The sequence below is a fragment of the Halorubrum sp. Ib24 genome, from assembly GCF_002252745.1.
GTDB lineage: Archaea > Halobacteriota > Halobacteria > Halobacteriales > Haloferacaceae > Halorubrum.
Genome location: NZ_NHOX01000016.1, coordinates 19497 through 34937 on the forward strand (window position 1 = coordinate 19497; position 15441 = coordinate 34937).

The 15441-nt window shown below is 70.5% G+C and carries 17 protein-coding genes and 1 tRNA gene; 4 read left to right on the forward strand and 14 right to left on the reverse strand.

What is annotated here, in order from left to right; genetic code table 11:
- Positions 1 to 6: 6 nt before the first annotated feature.
- From DJ82_RS03370 to DJ82_RS03385, 4 genes are all read right to left on the reverse strand, one after another.
- Positions 7 to 384 carry a DUF5811 family protein gene (locus DJ82_RS03370; protein WP_094581061.1) on the reverse strand — a complete coding sequence of 126 codons (378 nt, stop codon included), beginning with the start codon at positions 382 to 384 and terminating at the stop codon, positions 7 to 9.
- Between the two features lie 57 nt (positions 385 to 441).
- Entirely contained in the window at positions 442 to 1782 is a 1341-nt protein-coding gene (locus DJ82_RS03375) for an NAD(P)/FAD-dependent oxidoreductase (RefSeq protein WP_094581062.1), read from the reverse strand.
- 66 nt (positions 1783 to 1848) lie between these two features.
- Positions 1849 to 2394, reverse strand: a complete 546-nt coding sequence (locus tag DJ82_RS03380) for a pyruvoyl-dependent arginine decarboxylase (protein WP_094581091.1) — start codon at positions 2392 to 2394, stop codon at positions 1849 to 1851.
- Positions 2395 to 2491: 97 nt separating this feature from the next.
- A complete protein-coding gene (locus DJ82_RS03385) occupies positions 2492 to 3715 on the reverse strand; it encodes a proteasome-activating nucleotidase (RefSeq protein WP_094581063.1) in 1224 nt (407 codons plus the stop codon).
- 260 nt (positions 3716 to 3975) lie between these two features.
- On the opposite strand from DJ82_RS03385, the gene DJ82_RS03390 reads away from it, so the two are divergent.
- Positions 3976 to 4533 (forward strand): response regulator, encoded by a 558-nt coding sequence (locus tag DJ82_RS03390; RefSeq protein ID WP_094522690.1) that lies wholly within the window; start codon positions 3976 to 3978, stop codon positions 4531 to 4533.
- A 17-nt stretch (positions 4534 to 4550) separates the two neighbouring features.
- Here DJ82_RS03390 and DJ82_RS03395 read toward each other — a convergent pair whose 3' ends face one another.
- Positions 4551 to 4835 (reverse strand): amphi-Trp domain-containing protein, encoded by a 285-nt coding sequence (locus DJ82_RS03395; protein ID WP_094522688.1) that lies wholly within the window; start codon positions 4833 to 4835, stop codon positions 4551 to 4553.
- A 128-nt stretch (positions 4836 to 4963) separates the two neighbouring features.
- On the opposite strand from DJ82_RS03395, the gene DJ82_RS03400 reads away from it, so the two are divergent.
- Positions 4964 to 5359, forward strand: a complete 396-nt coding sequence (locus DJ82_RS03400; RefSeq protein WP_094522686.1) for a hypothetical protein — start codon at positions 4964 to 4966, stop codon at positions 5357 to 5359.
- 93 nt (positions 5360 to 5452) lie between these two features.
- Here DJ82_RS03400 and DJ82_RS03405 read toward each other — a convergent pair whose 3' ends face one another.
- The 4 genes from DJ82_RS03405 to DJ82_RS03420 form a co-directional block, all read right to left on the reverse strand.
- Positions 5453 to 6532: an aminopeptidase gene (locus DJ82_RS03405; RefSeq protein ID WP_094581064.1), complete on the reverse strand. Its 1080-nt coding sequence runs from the start codon at positions 6530 to 6532 to the stop codon at positions 5453 to 5455.
- Positions 6533 to 6620: 88 nt separating this feature from the next.
- Complete coding sequence (locus DJ82_RS03410; RefSeq protein WP_198948004.1) at positions 6621 to 7097, reverse strand: HAD-IA family hydrolase; 477 nt, start codon at positions 7095 to 7097, stop codon at positions 6621 to 6623.
- A 332-nt stretch (positions 7098 to 7429) separates the two neighbouring features.
- Positions 7430 to 8047 carry a LysE family translocator gene (locus DJ82_RS03415; protein WP_094558259.1) on the reverse strand — a complete coding sequence of 206 codons (618 nt, stop codon included), beginning with the start codon at positions 8045 to 8047 and terminating at the stop codon, positions 7430 to 7432.
- A 228-nt stretch (positions 8048 to 8275) separates the two neighbouring features.
- Positions 8276 to 8350: transfer RNA gene (locus DJ82_RS03420), tRNA-Val, on the reverse strand.
- A gap of 205 nt (positions 8351 to 8555) precedes the next feature.
- On the opposite strand from DJ82_RS03420, the gene DJ82_RS03425 reads away from it, so the two are divergent.
- The gene (locus DJ82_RS03425; RefSeq protein WP_094581065.1) at positions 8556 to 9677 is read left to right on the forward strand and encodes a Xaa-Pro peptidase family protein; all 1122 of its coding nucleotides are present in this window, start codon (positions 8556 to 8558) and stop codon (positions 9675 to 9677) included.
- A 91-nt stretch (positions 9678 to 9768) separates the two neighbouring features.
- On the opposite strand, the gene DJ82_RS03430 is transcribed toward DJ82_RS03425, so the two are convergent.
- Positions 9769 to 11190, reverse strand: coding sequence for an NAD(P)/FAD-dependent oxidoreductase (locus DJ82_RS03430; RefSeq protein WP_094581066.1), 1422 nt, complete (start codon positions 11188 to 11190; stop codon positions 9769 to 9771).
- 191 nt (positions 11191 to 11381) lie between these two features.
- Between DJ82_RS03430 and DJ82_RS03435 the strand changes: the two genes are divergently transcribed.
- On the forward strand, positions 11382 to 12737 hold the full coding sequence (locus DJ82_RS03435; RefSeq protein ID WP_094527451.1) for a sodium-dependent transporter: 1356 nt from the start codon (positions 11382 to 11384) through the stop codon (positions 12735 to 12737).
- Between the two features lie 59 nt (positions 12738 to 12796).
- Here the strand turns inward: DJ82_RS03435 and DJ82_RS03440 are convergent, their stop codons facing one another.
- From DJ82_RS03440 to DJ82_RS03455, 4 genes are all read right to left on the reverse strand, one after another.
- Positions 12797 to 13696, reverse strand: coding sequence for a glycerophosphodiester phosphodiesterase (locus DJ82_RS03440; protein WP_094524159.1), 900 nt, complete (start codon positions 13694 to 13696; stop codon positions 12797 to 12799).
- Complete coding sequence (locus DJ82_RS03445) at positions 13693 to 13872, reverse strand: hypothetical protein (RefSeq protein ID WP_094527449.1); 180 nt, start codon at positions 13870 to 13872, stop codon at positions 13693 to 13695. The genes DJ82_RS03440 and DJ82_RS03445 overlap by 4 nt, the downstream gene beginning before the upstream one ends.
- Positions 13873 to 13886: 14 nt before the next feature.
- On the reverse strand, positions 13887 to 14543 hold the full coding sequence (locus DJ82_RS03450) for an AIM24 family protein (protein ID WP_094527448.1): 657 nt from the start codon (positions 14541 to 14543) through the stop codon (positions 13887 to 13889).
- 226 nt (positions 14544 to 14769) lie between these two features.
- Positions 14770 to 15435, reverse strand: a complete 666-nt coding sequence (locus DJ82_RS03455) for a cytochrome c biogenesis protein CcdA (protein WP_094581067.1) — start codon at positions 15433 to 15435, stop codon at positions 14770 to 14772.
- Between the last annotated feature and the right edge of the window lie 6 nt (positions 15436 to 15441).

Sequence of the window (15441 nt, forward strand, 5' to 3'; positions counted from 1 at the left end):
CCGAACTCACTTCGCGGTCGGCGTGACGTCGCCGACGGCGTCCATCACCTGCATCGCGGCGCTGGCGGCCAGCCCGCGGGCGACCTCGTCGATGTCGGCGTCGGCGATCCCGGCCTCCAGCTCGTCCGGATCCGGCGTGAACCCGGCCGAGACGGGATGTCCGGCCGGCGGGTTGACCGCGACGGTCGCCTGCGGCCCGTTGGCGCCGACCGACAGCTCCGAGCCGACGGCGTAGCTGTTCGGGAGATACGATTCGGTTCGAGAGACGATTCCGGCGACCGCGCGCCGGAGGCGCCGTTCCTGGTCGGGGGAGAGGTTGACGGCCGCGGGCTCGCCCGCGTTCGTCACGCCCGGTGCCCCGGCGTACGGGTTGTTGCCGTTCATCGAAGACACACTGGGTACGCGGAGCCGGTTAAAAAAGGCGTCGGCGCCCGAACCCCGTCAGGGACGGAGGACGCGCCACGCGACGCTCGGTCGCAGCAGCGACGTCGGCTCTCGTTCTAAGCGGAACACGCGGTAGAACGCATCGGTGAGACGGCCGTCCGCGTGGGCCTTCCGGACGAGCCGGTCGACGTACCTGTTGAACAGGTCCGTCCCCGCCGGCTTCGGTCCCGTCGTCTCGGGAAACCGGAAGTCGCCGCCGACCGCGACGTTCCAGACGGCGTCGACGACGTCGGCCGCCTCGTCGAAGAACCGCGGGGCGAGGTCGTCGAGTCCGGTACCGAGCGCGTGGTGGAGCAACAGCGCGTCTAGCGCCGCGACGGACATCCCCTGTCCGTAGATGGGATTGAAGCTGGCGACGGCGTCGCCCGTGACGACCAGTCCGTCGGGGAACGCGTCCAGCCGCTCGTACCGGCGCCGAACGCTCGACGGGAACGGATAGCGGTGGATCTCGTCGGCGGTCCACTCGCGCTCGCGGACCAGCTCGCCGAGCTCGTCGACCGGAAGGCTCTCCGCGAACGCGATCAGTCCCTCCCGATCCCCGGGGGTGTCGTCGCCGTGGACGCCCTGGACGATCACCTCCCATTCGCCGTCCTCGACCGGAATCGCCGCGCCGCCGCGGGTCCGGGGTGGGTCCGGCGGGACGAAGATCGAATGACGGACGTCACGGGGACGGTCGACCCGGACCGTGGAATAGGTCACGTCGATCTCGACGGACTCCTCCGGCGGGGCCTCGTACCCGTGCGCCGAGAGCCACGCCGGAGTCCTGCTCGTTCGACCGGTGGCGTCGACGACGAGGTCGGCGTCCAGCGACGTCTCTGCTCCCCGTTCACCTCGGTAGCTGACGCCGGTCACTCGCCCCTCGCCGTCGGTGTCGTAGCCGACGAAGTTGCGGTTCCCCCGGAGGGCGATCCCGGGTCGCTCGGCGACCGCCTCGCGAACGACGTGTTCGAACAGCGCCCGACTCGCGCAGTACATCGGTAGTCGGTCGGGACCGTCGGCGAAGAAGTCGCCGGCCTCGTAGTAGCGCATCTCGGTCGCGGCGTCGATCATCAGTCCGCCGGCGACCAAGAGGCGCTCGCCGAACCCCGGAAACAGGTCTTCGAGGGTCGCGCGGCCCGCCTCCAGCATGGCGTGCGGATGGCTCGTCTGCGGTGCGCCGTCGCGCGTCTCCGGCCCGTCGGGGAACTCGTCGCGTTCGAGCACTGGCACCGCCGTGAAGGCGTCGTCGAGCACGCGGGCGGCACACAGTCCGGCCATGCTCCCGCCGACCACGACCGCCCGGTCCCCGAGGTCCGACAGCCGGTCGGGACCGTATCGGTCGACGTTATTCAGTACCATGTTATCAGATGACATGGTAGCCGCTACCGCGTGATTAAATTTTGGAGAGCGGCCGGCGTACGTGGACTACAGGATCGGCTCCGACCGGCCGTACGCGGCGATCACGACCGCGGTCGTGTACCGCTCCGGCGCCGAGGCCGCCGTCTCGACGCGGACCTCGCGGTCGGGCAGATCCCAGTCGCGAAGCTCCGCGCCGGCGTCTAACCCGGTCTCGATCCGCTCGCGCACGTCCTCGGCGTCCTCGCCGGTCACCTCGTAGAAGAGGCCCGGGCCGGGGCCGGTCGCCCAGCCGAGTCCGGCGACCACGTCCGGGCGGCGTCGAGGGGCGCGCTTCGACTCGGCGTCCTCCGCGCCGGCGCGGCCACCCTCTCGGAAGTCCACCTCGTCGTCCGGGCCGACGGTGCGACGCGCCTCGACCACGGTGAGCCGGTTGCCGGCGGAGCCGAGGTCGGGCGCCTCCGCGACCGCCTCGACGGTCGCCTCCGCGGGGACCACGGAGGAGACCGCCACGAGGTTGTAGTTGTGGAGGTTCGCGTCCGCGAGCGCCGCGTCGTAGGAGGCCATCGCCGTGTCGGCGACGGCGACGCCGCCGGCGACGTGGATGATGTTCATTACGATCGGATCGACGGTCACCGCGCTAAGGAGTTACGAACCGACCACAGCCGATGTCAAAACGCGGGCCGCTGGCCTCACCGTTCTCGCCGCAGAACTAGTACTGGTAGTTGATGACCTGCTCTTCGGTCTGCTCCGCGTCCTGGAGCTTCTCGCGGGCCGACTCGAAGTCTGCCTGGGTGACTTCGGTGCGACCGTCGCGGATCGCGAACATGCCGGCCTCGGTCGCCAGCGAGGCGATGTCGGCCCCGCTGTACCCCTCCAGATCCGCGGCGACCTCGGAGACGTCCGTCCCCTCGGCGACGTTCATGTGCTGCGTGTGGATCTCGAGGATGCGCGCGCGGCCCTCGCCGTCGGGCTCGGGCACCTCGATGAGGCGGTCGAACCGGCCCGGACGCAGGATCGCCTCGTCGAGCATGTCGAAGCGGTTGGTCGCGGCCATGATCCGCACCTCGCCGCGGTCGTCGAAGCCGTCCATCTCGGAGAGCAACTGCATCATCGTCCGCTGGACCTCGGCGTCGCCGGAGGTCTTCGAGTCCGTCCGCTTGGCGGCGACGGCGTCGATCTCGTCGATGAAGATGACGGCGGGCTCGCGCTCGGACGCCAGCTCGAACAGGTCGCGGACGAGCCGCGCGCCCTCGCCGATGAACTTCCGGACCAGCTCGGAGCCGGCCATCTTGATGAACGTCGCGTCGGACTCGTTCGCGACGGCCTTCGCGAGCATCGTCTTCCCCGTGCCCGGCGGGCCGTGGAGCAGGACGCCGCTCGGGGGCTCGACGCCGACGGCCTCGAACTGCTCGGGGTTCTCCAGCGGGTCTTCGACGGCCTCGCGGACCTCCCGGATCTGGTCGTCGATCCCGCCGATGTCGGCGTACTCGACGTCCGGCGACTCGGTGACCTCCATCGCCTGGGCGCGGGAGTCGGTTTCGTCGTCGAGCACCTGCTGGACCGCGAAGGAGTCGTTGATCGCGACGCGGTCGCCGGCGCGGAGGTCCTCGTCGAGTCGGGTCGCCGCCTGCGTCAGCACCTCTTGGTTGTTGCCGTGCTGTTTGATGACGACGCCGTCGTCCGTGATCTCTTCGACCGACGCGATGTACAGCGAGGAGGTTTTCAGCACCTCGTTCTCGCGTTTCAGCTCGTCGACGTCGGTCTTCAGTTCGCCGCGGCGGCCCTGCGCGTCGTCGAGCCGCTGCTCCAGTTCTTCGTTCACCTGCAGGATCCGCCGGTAGTGCTGGCGGATCGCTTCGAGCCGCTCCGTCTCGCTCATCTCCGGATCGAGCTCGAGACGGGGGCGGTCGGGCAGTGAGGGGCTATGAGACATTCGTTGTGTCCCGATACGGAGCGCGCATAAATGTGCCTTTGGGTCACGGTGGTTCCCCGTTCCGACCGCGCGGCGCAACCCTCCATCCCGCACCGGACCGGCGACCGCGCCGCCGTCGAGCCGGATATCAGGATCGATAATTGTGGGTCAACGTTTTAACATGCCGCGTTCGTAGGCGGCATCATGAGCGCAAGAACGGTCGTCGACCGCGCCGCGCCGGCGTCTCCGACAGGCGATACTCGGGGCGAGGTCCACCGACCATGAGCGACGAGACACCGGCGACGGTCCTCGCGGTCGACGACGAGCCCGACCTCGCCGAGCTGTACCGGGTGTACCTCGACTCGGCGTACGACGTCCGGGTCGCGACCGGCGGCGAGGCGGCGCTGGAGCAGATGGACGAGTCGGTCGACGTCGTCCTCCTCGACCGGCGGATGCCCGACATGACCGGCCACGAGGTGCTCTCGTCCATGCGCGAGGCCGGTCACGACGCCCGCGTCGCGATGCTGACCGCGGTCGAGCCCGACGTCGACATCGTCGACATGCCGTTCGACGACTACAAGACCAAACCGGTGACGAAAGAGGACCTGCTGACGCTCGTAGAGGTGCTGCTCTACCGCGCGGAGTTCGACGAGCACAGCCAGGAGTTCTTCGCGCTGGCCTCGAAGAAGGCCGCGCTGGAGGCGGCCGGCACGACGGGGACCGACGAGTACGAGGAGCTCATCGAGCGGATGGAGTCGATCCGCGACCGCGTCGAAGACACGCTCGGCCACCTCTCCGCGCGCGACGCGTTCGTCGAGGTTCCGAGCAGCGTCACGTAGCCCGGCGACGACCGCCGTTACTCGATCTCCAGCTCCCCGTCGGCGCCGCCGCTCTCGCCGTCCTCGTCCCACTCCAACTCGAACTCGACGCTCAGCTCTCCGGGACCGTCGGCGGGCCCCTCGCGCTCCACTTTCACCTCGAACGTCGGCCGGGCCGGGGGGTCCATCGTCACCGACTCGTCGCCGCGGGTGAACGTGATCCCGCTCCCTGACTCCAGCGACTCGACGACGGTCCGGAGATACGCGGCGATCTCCTCGCGGCTCCGTCGGCTCTCCGACTCGAAGAGTACTTTTTCAGTCATAGGCGAGCGTACGCGTTCCCGGGACATAAATACCGCCGCGGCCCGGTTCCGGCGCGTTGAACACCGCCGCGGCCCGGTTCCGGCGCGTTCCCCGACCGTTTTGTGGCGCCCCGTCGAAATCATCCCTCGTGTCCGTCCTCGACTGGCTCCGCACGGTCGTCGCCGTCGCCGTCTACTGGACGGCGATCGCGCTCGGCGGGAGCGTCCTGCTCCCCGACCCGACGAGGCCGCTGGTCGCGATTCCGGTCATCGGCGGCGCCGTCGTCGTCGCGCACGCGGTTCGCGCCGACCGGCTCGTCGAGCTCGGGTACGCCGTCGGGACGCTGTGGATCGCCGTGCTGGTGCTGTCGGTCGGAACCGGCGTCGTCGACGTCGTCGCGGCGCCCGAGGGGGAGATCGCGCCGCTCGCGGACTTCCCGGCGATCGCCGCGGTCGGCACGGTCGGCCTGTTCGGTATCCTCGTCGCCGCGTACGCGGCGTTCGTCAGCCGGAGCACGGCGCGCGACGCCGCCGCGTCGGAGTGAGCGTCGCGGTCGGCGCGACCGCCGATCCGGTCACGGCCGTGCTCGGGAGAGCCGGTCCCGGCCGTGCTCGGGCGCTCCGCTCCCCGACCGCTCTCAGAACCCGTCTTCGAACACGAACGTCCCGTCCCGCTGGACGACCTCGCCGTCGACCTCGATGACGGAGTCCTCGCTCATGTCGACGATCATGTCGACGTGCTCGGCGGACTCGTTGATCGCGTTCTCCTCGCCCACCGTCTCCGGGTACGCGGAACCGACCGCCATGTGGACCGTGTCGCCCATCTTCTCGTCGAACAGCATGTTGTAGGTGAACCGGTCGATCTGGCGGTTCATCCCGATACCCAGCTCGCCGAGCCGCCGCGAGCCCTCGTCGGTGTCGAGGATCCCCGTCAGCAGGTCCTCGTTGCGCTCGGCCGAGTGCGAGACGACCTTCCCGTCCTCGAACCGGAGCCTGACCCCGTCGATCTCGCGCCCGTAGCGGTACAGCGGGAGGTCGAAGTGGACCTCGCCGTCGACGCCGTCGCGGACCGGCGCCGTGAACACCTCGCCGCCGGGCAGGTTCGCCTCGCCGTAGTCGTTGAGCGTCGAGTTGCCCGAGACGTCGAGCGTGAGGTCCGTCTCCTCGCCCGAGCGGATCCGGACGTCGTCGGCGTCGTCGAGGATAGCGACCATCTCCTCTTGGAACGCGCGCTGCTCCTCCCAGTCGAGCGAGACGGCGTCCCAGACGAAGTCCTCGTACGCCTCGGTGCTCATCCCGGCGAGCTGGGCGTGGCTCGCGGTCGGGAACTGCGTGAGACACCACGTCTTCGAGAGGCGCGTGCGCTTGACGTCCTCCATCGCGCGGTTGTAGGCGGCGTTCGCCTCGGGGTCGACGTCGGCGTCCTCCGTCGCGTTCGCCCCGCCGCGCGCGATGACGAAGACATCCGCCTCCTGATAGAGCGCGAGCCGGTGGTCCGGTTCGGTGAAATCCTCCGAGGAGCGCTTGAACGCGCGCTGAGCGCGCTTCGAGTAGTTGAGGTACACCGGGTTGGCCCCGCGGTCCCCGCAGATCTCGTGGAGGGCGACCGCCAGGTCCTCGGCCTCGGCGGGTAGCTGAATGACGACGTCGTCGCCCGACTCGATGCCGGTCGAGTGGTCGGCGATGATCTCGGCGTGTTCGCGGATGCGTGCGTCCATACGACCACCTCTCGCCGCGGGGGATTACCGGTTTTGGAAGCGGCCGGCGGTTCCGCGGCGCGGCCACGTCCGCGGGTCCGCGGCGCCGCTACTCGGTCGCGGTCCCGCGGGGCGCGAGCGCGTCGGCCAGCGCCTCGGTGTCGGGGACGGTGATGTCCGGCCGGTGTGTCCACCCCCCGTACGGGTTCTCGTGCCTGTTGAGGAACGCGCCGCGCATGCCGACCGCCTTCGCGCCGACGAGGTCGAACGTGTGCGCGGTCACGAAGGCGACCTCGTGGGGCGCGACATCGAGCGCCTCGCAGGTCAGGTCGTACGACGCCCGGTGGGGCTTGTAGGCGCCCGCCTCGGCGACCGACACGACGCCGTCCAGCTCGGTCTCGAAGTTGGGGCGGACCGCCTCGAGCATGTCGGGGTCGCCGTTCGAGAGGCCGACCAGTTCGTACTCCTCGCTCAGCCGGTCTAACGCGGCGTCGACGTCCGAATACGGCTCGAGCGTCTTCCACTGCCGGATGACGGCGCGGACCGCCTCGTCGGGAACGTCGAGGCCGATCTGTTCTGAGCCGATACGCGAGCGCGCGTCGGCTGATCTCCTTGAACGGTGTGTGGGGTCCCGGGATCAGCGAGTCGATCATCGAGTCCCGGAAGTGCATGGCGAGATACCGCCGGAGCAGGACCTCGGGGTCGTAGTCGCTCCCGTGATCGTCGAGCAGGGCCTGCAGCGCGGGGACGAGGGTCGCTTCGCGGTCGAGCAGCGTGTCCCACAGGTCGAACGCGAGCACCTTCGTCTCCTCCCGGAGCGTCTCCGCGGCGATTTCAGACATATGACGGCTGTCACACCGACGGTATGCGTTATCAAACTACGGTTCGCGGAACGGTCGCGTACCGTCCCGGGACCGCTCACCCCGTCAGCACCCACGCGCCGATCAGGAGCAGGATCCCGCCCGCGACCCGGTCCAGCCAGCGGCCGGTCCGCTCGGACCGGAGCACGTCCGCGGCGCCGTCGGCGACGACCGCCACGCCGCCGAGGTAGAGAGCCGTGAGCGCGGCGTACGTGGCGCCGAGGACCGCGATCGACGTGCCGCCGTCCCCCCCGGCGCCGCCCGCCGCGAACCCGGGAAGGAACGCGAGGAAGAACAGCGCGACCTGCGGGTTGAGGGCGTTGACGAGGAACCCCTCCCGCACGCCGCCCCCCGCCGGCGACGGCCGGTCGCTCTCGGCCGACCGCAGGGCGTCGACGCCGAGGTAGAGGAGGAAGAGCCCGCCGACGAGTTGGACGGCCCGTTCGGCGCCCGGAACGGCCCGATAGATCGCCGCGACGCCGACCGCGACGAGCGCGGTGTGGAACAGGATCCCCGTCGTGACGCCGAGCGCGGCGCGCAGGCCGGCCGTTCGATCCTCGATCCCGCGGGAGAGCACGTACAGCGTGTCGGGCCCCGGCGTCACGACGAGCGTCGCCGCCGCCAGCAGGAACAGGGCGTACGTCGAGGGGTCGACGGCGAGCGCCGTGCCGGTCATTACCTCGGAGAGCGGACTCCGCCGAGAAAAATCGACCGGCCGGGTCGCGGACGACTGACGCCTCGCCGTCGCTCGCGGTTGCGGCGTCGACAGAAATGGGTTGGGGCGGATTTGAACCTCGGTCGCTCCGCTCGCTGTCGCTCACTTCGCTCCCTGATTCGAATCCGCGGCACCATTTCGTCGACGCGGACCGCTCGCTGCCGCTCGCGGTTGCGACGTCGACAGAAATGGGTTGGGGCGGATTTGAACCGCCGGCCTCCTCCATGTCAAGGAGGTGTCATAACCGGACTAGACTACCAACCCGAGGGGGCTTACTGACGCGTTTCGTCGTATCCGGGGGACGTAATTGAACCTTTCGTTTCGAACGGCGACGGCGCGACGCGGTCCCCCGATCGCCCGCCGCTCTCCTGCGGCGATCCGAGCCGCGGTAACGGATTCTCTCGACCGCGCCGGCGCCGCCGCGGACGGCTTTCGACCGCTTTTACTGGATCGACGAGAGTCGGTCGGTATGGTCGATCTCGACGCCCGCACCGAGAGGCTCGACGCGTATCTCGACGACCGCGGGCTCGAAGCGGTCTGGTTCGCCAAGCCGAACGGGTTCGCGTGGCTCACCGGCGGCGACAACGTCGTCGACGACGACGCCGACGTCGGAGTCGCGGCCGCCGGCTACGACGGCGCGCTTCGCGTGATCACGGACAACGTCGAGGCGGAGCGGCTCGCCGCCGAGGAGCTCCCCGGCGCGGTCGCCGTCGAGTCGTTCCCGTGGTACGCCGACTCGCTGGCCGGGGCCGTCGCGGAGCGCTCGCCCGCGCCCGCCGCCGCCGACTTCGACGTCCCGGGGTTCGAGCGCGTCGACGGGAGCCGCCTGCGCCAGCCGCTCACCGACGACGACGTCGAGCGCTACCGCGAGCTGGGCCGCGAGGCGGCCGCCGCCGTCGAGACCGTCTGCCGCAACCTCGAGCCCGAGGACCCGGAGTACGAGGTCGCCGCCGGGATCGACATCTCGCTCGCCTCCCGCGACGTCGACACCCCCGTGGTGCTCGTCGGCGGCGCGGAGCGCGCGCGGCGCCTCCGCCACTACACGCCGAGCGACGCGACGCTCGGCGACTACGCGCTCGTCTCCGTCACGGCCGAGCGTGCGGGGCTCTACGCCTCGCTGACCCGGACAGTCGCCTTCGACGCCCCCGACTGGCTGGAGGCGCGCCACCGCGCCGCGGCCCGCGTCGAGGCGACCGCGCTCGCGGCGACGGAGGCCGCGGCGGACGGCAGTCTCACGGACGGGGACGCCTCCGACACCGCCGGGGACGTCTTCGACGCGATCCGCGAGGCGTACGACGCCGTCGGCTTCGCCGACGAGTGGCGCGAACACCACCAGGGCGGCGCCGCGGGGTTCGCGGGCCGCGAGTGGTTCGCCGCGCCCGGGAGCGACGAACCGGTCCGACGGCCGATGGGCTATGCGTGGAATCCGACCGTGCAGGGAGCGAAGAGCGAGGACACCCACCTCGTCGCGCCCGACTTCACCGAGACGCTGACGAAGACGGGTCAGTGGCCGACTCACGAGGTCGAGCCGGTCGACGTCGAGGGGGTCTCGACCGAGCCGCGAGAGCTGTCGGCGCCGGTGATTCGGTGAGGCTAGCGCCGGTGACCCGGTGAGGCTAGCGCCGGTGACCCGGTGAGGGCGGTGCCGGAACCGCCGGACTCAACCGGGGCGGCCTCGCGGACTAGTAGACGTACTCGCTCTCGTCGATGCCGACGTAGTCCTTCTTGACGCGGCGCTTGTTCCACCTGTAGCCGAGCAGGAGCTTCACCGACTCCCAGCCCGAGCGGTACGGCTGCGCGAGGAGGCCGTCGCCGGCCTCGGCCGCCAACATGGCGTCGGCGGCGCCGATGATCCGGTTCCAGTCGTCCGGGTCGTAGTCGGCGACCATGTCGGCCATCGTCACGTTGCGGACGACCTCGTCGCCGATCGCCTCCTTCCAGCGCCTGTTGTACGGCGCCATGTCGCCCGCGGCGGCCAGGTCGCCGGCGATGGCGCCGGTGCGGACCGCCACGTGGTCGCCGCCCTCGTGGAAGGCGGAGGTCGTCCCCATCGCGCCGCCGACCACCGCGACCCCGGCGTCCGTCGGCGAGTCGATCGGACGGGTCGACGAGATCGGATACGTCTCGGTGCCGTTCCGTTTGCCCGCCTCCTCGACGAGCGGGAAGTCCTCCTCGATATCGTACTCGTCGCCGTACTGCCACTCCAGCAGCCGTCGGACGTACTCGCCGCCCTGCGGGATCGACTCGTCGTCGGGCTCCAGCAGGGCGTACGCGTCCCGCTCGAAGGCGTCGACGTCGAGGCCGATCGGCATCGTCAGCCCGACCCGACAGACGCGGTCGTCGTTCGGGAAGATCCACGGATACGCCGTCTCGCCCGGCATCACGCCCCACCAGAAGACGAGCGCGTCTTCGACCTGCTCGTACACCGCCTCCGGGACGCGTCGGTACTCCTGGTAGGCGATGTGGTTCGCCGTCCGGGAGGCCAGCCGCTCGGAGGCGGCCGCGTCCGCGGGGAGGTACTCGTCGAGCACGCGATTCGTCACGGTGCGCTGCGGGCCGTCGGCGAGCACGAGGAAGTCGGCCCCGACCGACTCGCCGGAGGCGAGCTCGACGACGTGACGGGGATCGCCGCTCCCGCCGGTGCCGTCGGTCCCGCCCGACCCGTCGCTCGGGTCCGCCGACAGGTCGGTGTCGACGCCGCGGACGGACACGCCCGCGCGGTACTCGGCCCCGGCGTCCTCGGCGCGGTCGCGGAGCCAGTCGTCGAAGCGCGCGCGCTGGAAGGTGTAGCCGAACTTGTCGTACGACGAGTCGATACCGGTGGAGGTGAGCGTCGCCGCCTCGTCCGGCCCGCGGAACTCGGCGCGGGTCAGCTCCCGTTGGACGACGCCGTCGTCGAACTCGTCGGGGTGGATCCCCATGATGTCGACCCAGTAGTCCAAGATCCCCGCGGCGTCCGTCGAGTCGGGGCCGAGCCCGTCGCGGTCGGCCCGCGGCACCCCCTTCTCGAGGACGAGGGCGTCAGCGCCGCCGGTCGCGGCCGCGTGCGCCGCGGCCGCGCCGGCCGGACCGCCTCCCACGATAGCGACGTCTACGCGTTCCATATCCCGTGAGGTCACCCTCCGGCTATTAAATTCACGGTCCCTGACGGGGCGAACCGAACGCCTCGCCCGCGGCGGCGATCCGGACTGCGCGGACACCGGTCGCCGCGGCGGGTCGTTCAGGGACGTTGACATGGGTGTCAGCGGGCGAAAAGACACGTTTTTAGACCGCAACGAGATTTGCTCCGATACCAATGGCACGCGAGACGTGGGCGACGCGGGCGGGGTTCATCCTCGCCGCGGTGGGTAGCGCCGTCGGGCTCGGGAACATCTGGCGGTTCCCGTTCATCACCGGCCAGTACGGCGGATCGTCGTTTCTGATCACCTATCTGGCGTTCGTCGCGCTGATCGGGTTCCCGGCGATTCTCGTCGAGTTCGTGATCGGCCGTCGGACCGACCGGAATCCCGTCGGCGCGCTGCGGGAACTCGGCAGCGGCGCGTGGTCGTACGCCGGCTGGCTGTTCGTCGCCACCGGCTTCATCATCCTGTCGTACTACAGCGTCGTCGCAGGCTGGTTCCTCCGGTACACCCTCATCGGACTCACCGACGGGTTTACGATCACCGACCCGGCCGAGGCGGAGGCGCTGTTCGGAACGGTCTCGACCGGCCTCGACACGCTCCTGTTTCACGCCGCGTTCATGATGCTCGTCATCGGTATCATCGCCGCCGGCGTCAGGCGCGGCATCGAGCTGAGCGTGAAGGTGATGGTGCCCGCCATCCTGGTGTTGCTGCTGGGGCTGGCCGCCTACGGGTTCACCCTCGACGGCGCGAGCGCGGCGTACGGGTACTACCTCTCGCCGGACTTCGGAACGATCGCGGCGAACTGGACCGAGATACTGCCCGCCGCCGCCGGACAGGCCTTCTTCACCCTCTCGCTCGGGATGGGCGTGATGATCACCTACGCCTCCTACCTCGGTGAGGACCGGAATCTGGCGTCGGACGCCGGCGTCATCGCCGCACTCGACACGCTCGTCGCCGTCCTCGTCGGGTTCGTCGTCTTCCCCGTTCTCTTCACCGTCGGCATCGAACCGGGCACGGGCGGTCCCGGGGCGATCTTCGTGAGCCTCACCTCGGCGTTCGCCGGGATCCCCGGCGGACGAGCCATCGGCGTCGTCTTCTTCGGCATGGTCGGGATCGCGGCGCTCTCGTCCGCGATCAGCATCCTCGAAGTGCTCGTCTCGTACCTGATCGACGAGCTCGGCGTCGCTCGCGTCCCCGCCGCGGCGGCCATCGGCGTCGCCGTCTTCCTGCTCGGCGTCCCGGTGACGATCGACCTGATATTCCTCGACCTGTACGACAAGCTGGCGGACGGCATCCTGCTCGTGCTCGGCTCGCTGCTGCTCGCGCTGTTCGTCGGGTGGGTGATCCCCGAGATCGCCCGCGACGAGCTGGAGAGGGGCATCGGCGACATCGGCGGGCTCGGGACCGCCTGGCTCTGGATCGTGCGCGTCCCCATCGTGATCGTCGTGCTCGTCTCGCTGTACCTCGGTATCGTCGACTACGCCGGGTTCCTCACCGGCGGCTTCGCGGACTGGCTGGCGGCGCGCTGAGCGTTCCACGCCCCACCGCGGAACCGAGTTTTCGCGTCGATCGGCCCCCGGCAGAGGGGTCACTCGCGCAGCAGCGTCGAGTAATCGGCGATGACCCCGTCGACGCCGGCCGCGGCGAGCCGATCGGCCTGATACCACGTCTCGACGGTCCAGACGTTCACGTCGCGCCCCGCCTCGTGCGCGGCCGCGAGGAGGTCCGGTCCGCCCGACTCTCCGCCGCCCCCGAACCGCTCGGCGTCGAAGAACGGCGTTCCGCGAATCGCGTCGATCGGCGGGTGGACCGCGGCCGCGTCGTGCTCGCGGGCGATCGCCAGTCCGTCGGCGATCGACTCGGCCACCAGCGGGGCGACCGGCAGCGACGACCGCTCGCGGACCGCGGCGAGCGCCCCCTCGCAGAACGACGAGAACAGGAGGTCGTTCCCGGACTCCTCGGCGACGCCCAGCACCCGGTCGACGAACGGCCGCCAGACCGCCGTCCGGTCCGCGAGCGCGTCGCCGGCGAGCTTCTCGTCGGGCCGGAGGTCGCCCCGGCCCGGGTTCTTGAGTTCGACGTTCACGCCGACGTCCGGGGGAAGCGCCTCGAGCGCGTCGGCGAGCAGCGGGACGGTCTCCCCGCTGTCGAGCACCTCGGCGCCGGTGACGGTCGCGGTGTCCGTCTCCCAGACGAGACCCGCCGCGTCGGTGAGTCCGCGGTCGACGGCGGTACCGGAATCGCCGCGTCCGCCGCGACCGGAGAGCTCCGCGTCGTGAACGACGACCACGTCGCCGTCGGCGGTGGGCATGACGTCGACTTCGACCCAGTCGGCCTGACGCCCCGCTGGAACGCCGGACTCGGCGGAGCCGTCCGACCTCGCGACCCCCGCGGCCCGCTCGACGGCCGCCACGGTGTTCTCGGGGTTCTCGCCGGCGAACCCGCGGTGTGCGATCAGGGTCGGCGTCGGGCGCGCGGCGTCGGTCATATCGCGTCGAGGACGGCGTCGACGACGAGGCCGACCGCCTCGGTGACGGCCGCCTCAGCCCGCGCGAGCGGGCCGGTCGACTCCGCGTCGTCGTCGCCGTCGCGGTCGCCGGCGAACTCGTCGTCCGCCCGCCGGGCGCCGTTCGCGTCGTCGCTCGTTTCGGTCGCGTCCCTCATCGTCGGACCGCCGGTCAGACGTGCTCCTCGTACGGCTGAACGACGACGAACCCGTCGGGGCCGTCGAAGCGCATCTGGTACCGCTCGCCGGACTCCTGGCCGACCATGTCCGAGAGGCTGCGGTTGACCTCGACGCTCGGGGAGGTGCCGCCCCAGGCGACGGTCGCGCTGGGATCCGTCGCGACCGGCGTCTCCAAGACGATCGGATCGCCGTGCGTGGTGAGCGCGACGTAGCCCGGTCCCTCGAGGTAGACGTTGCTGAACCCACCGGCGAGCGAGCCGGCAAGGCTGTCGATGGTGCTGATCTCGTAGGAGAGCCTCTCCTCGAAGGCGAGGACGTCCTCCCCGTTGACCGTGATCGCCTCGCCGGCGTCGAGCTCGACGACTTGTACCTTCTTCCCGGCGTCGGCGAAGTAGACGTGACCTCGGCCCTCCACGGCCATGATCGGCGTCCCCTCGCCGGTGGCCGCTTCCTTGAGGAAGCCGGTGATCCCGCCCTCGGCGGAGGCCTTCCCCGTGAACGAGACGTCGCCGGTGTACGCGATCATCGATCCGGCCTTCGCCATCACGGTCCCGTCGACGTCGACGTCGAGGGTGTAGCTGTTCTCGCGCTGGAACGGTTCCGCGCTTTCCGTCGGTGCGTTCTCGGCTGTGAACTGATCTAGGTTCATGATGCGGGGACCGAACCATCGTGGACGGCCGCGCGCCGCCCGGTTCGGCTGGATGACACTTCCTCGCTATCGAATATGAATGTTGGTGGTCTCACGCGTGGACGGGTCCGGGTCACCGTCTCGGCGCCCCGACATCGGTCGCCCGTCCGCCGCTGACAACCCGCTCGCCCGTCCGCCGCTGACAACCCGCTCGTGTGCCGCCGGTACTACGGTCGGCGACGGCCTCTCAGTAGACGACCAGCGAGAGGTACAGCTGGCCGATCCCGGCGACGACCATCACGGCCCCGGCGACCCGCTTCAGGGCGCCCGCGTGGGCCATCACGCGGTTGGCGTTGCCGATCAGTCCCACCCCCGTCGCGACGGTCGTCGCGGCCATCAGGACGGCGACCGTGCCGGCGTACACGGAGAGGATCAGGACGGCGGCGTCGCCGGGAAGCGCGATGGCCCGCGCGACCACGCCGAGGAACACGGGCGCGACGCAGCCCGCGCCGGCCAGCGCGTACCCCGCGCCGAACACCCCGAACCCGAAGACGCTCGACCGCCGCTTCGGCAGCGGGAGCGACACCGACGGGGCGCGCCCGGCGACCACGAGCAGCCCGAAGATGACGAGCAGCACGCCGACGAGCGTCTCGAAGACGGTGATGTTCGACAGCGTCGAGTACCCGATCCGCACCGTCGCGCCCGCGAGCAGCGCGAACGTCGCGAGGACGCCGAGCGCGGCCGCGACCCCGCGCAAGCCCGCCCCGGAGACGGAGGCGGCCTCGGCGTCGACGGAGTTCACGTAGAAGCCCACGTACCCCGGCAACAGCGGGTACGCGCACGGAGAAAAGAACGTCGCCACGCCCGCGGTCACGGCGAAGGGGACGGTCGTCGCGAGCGAGACGTCGGTCATCGGTCG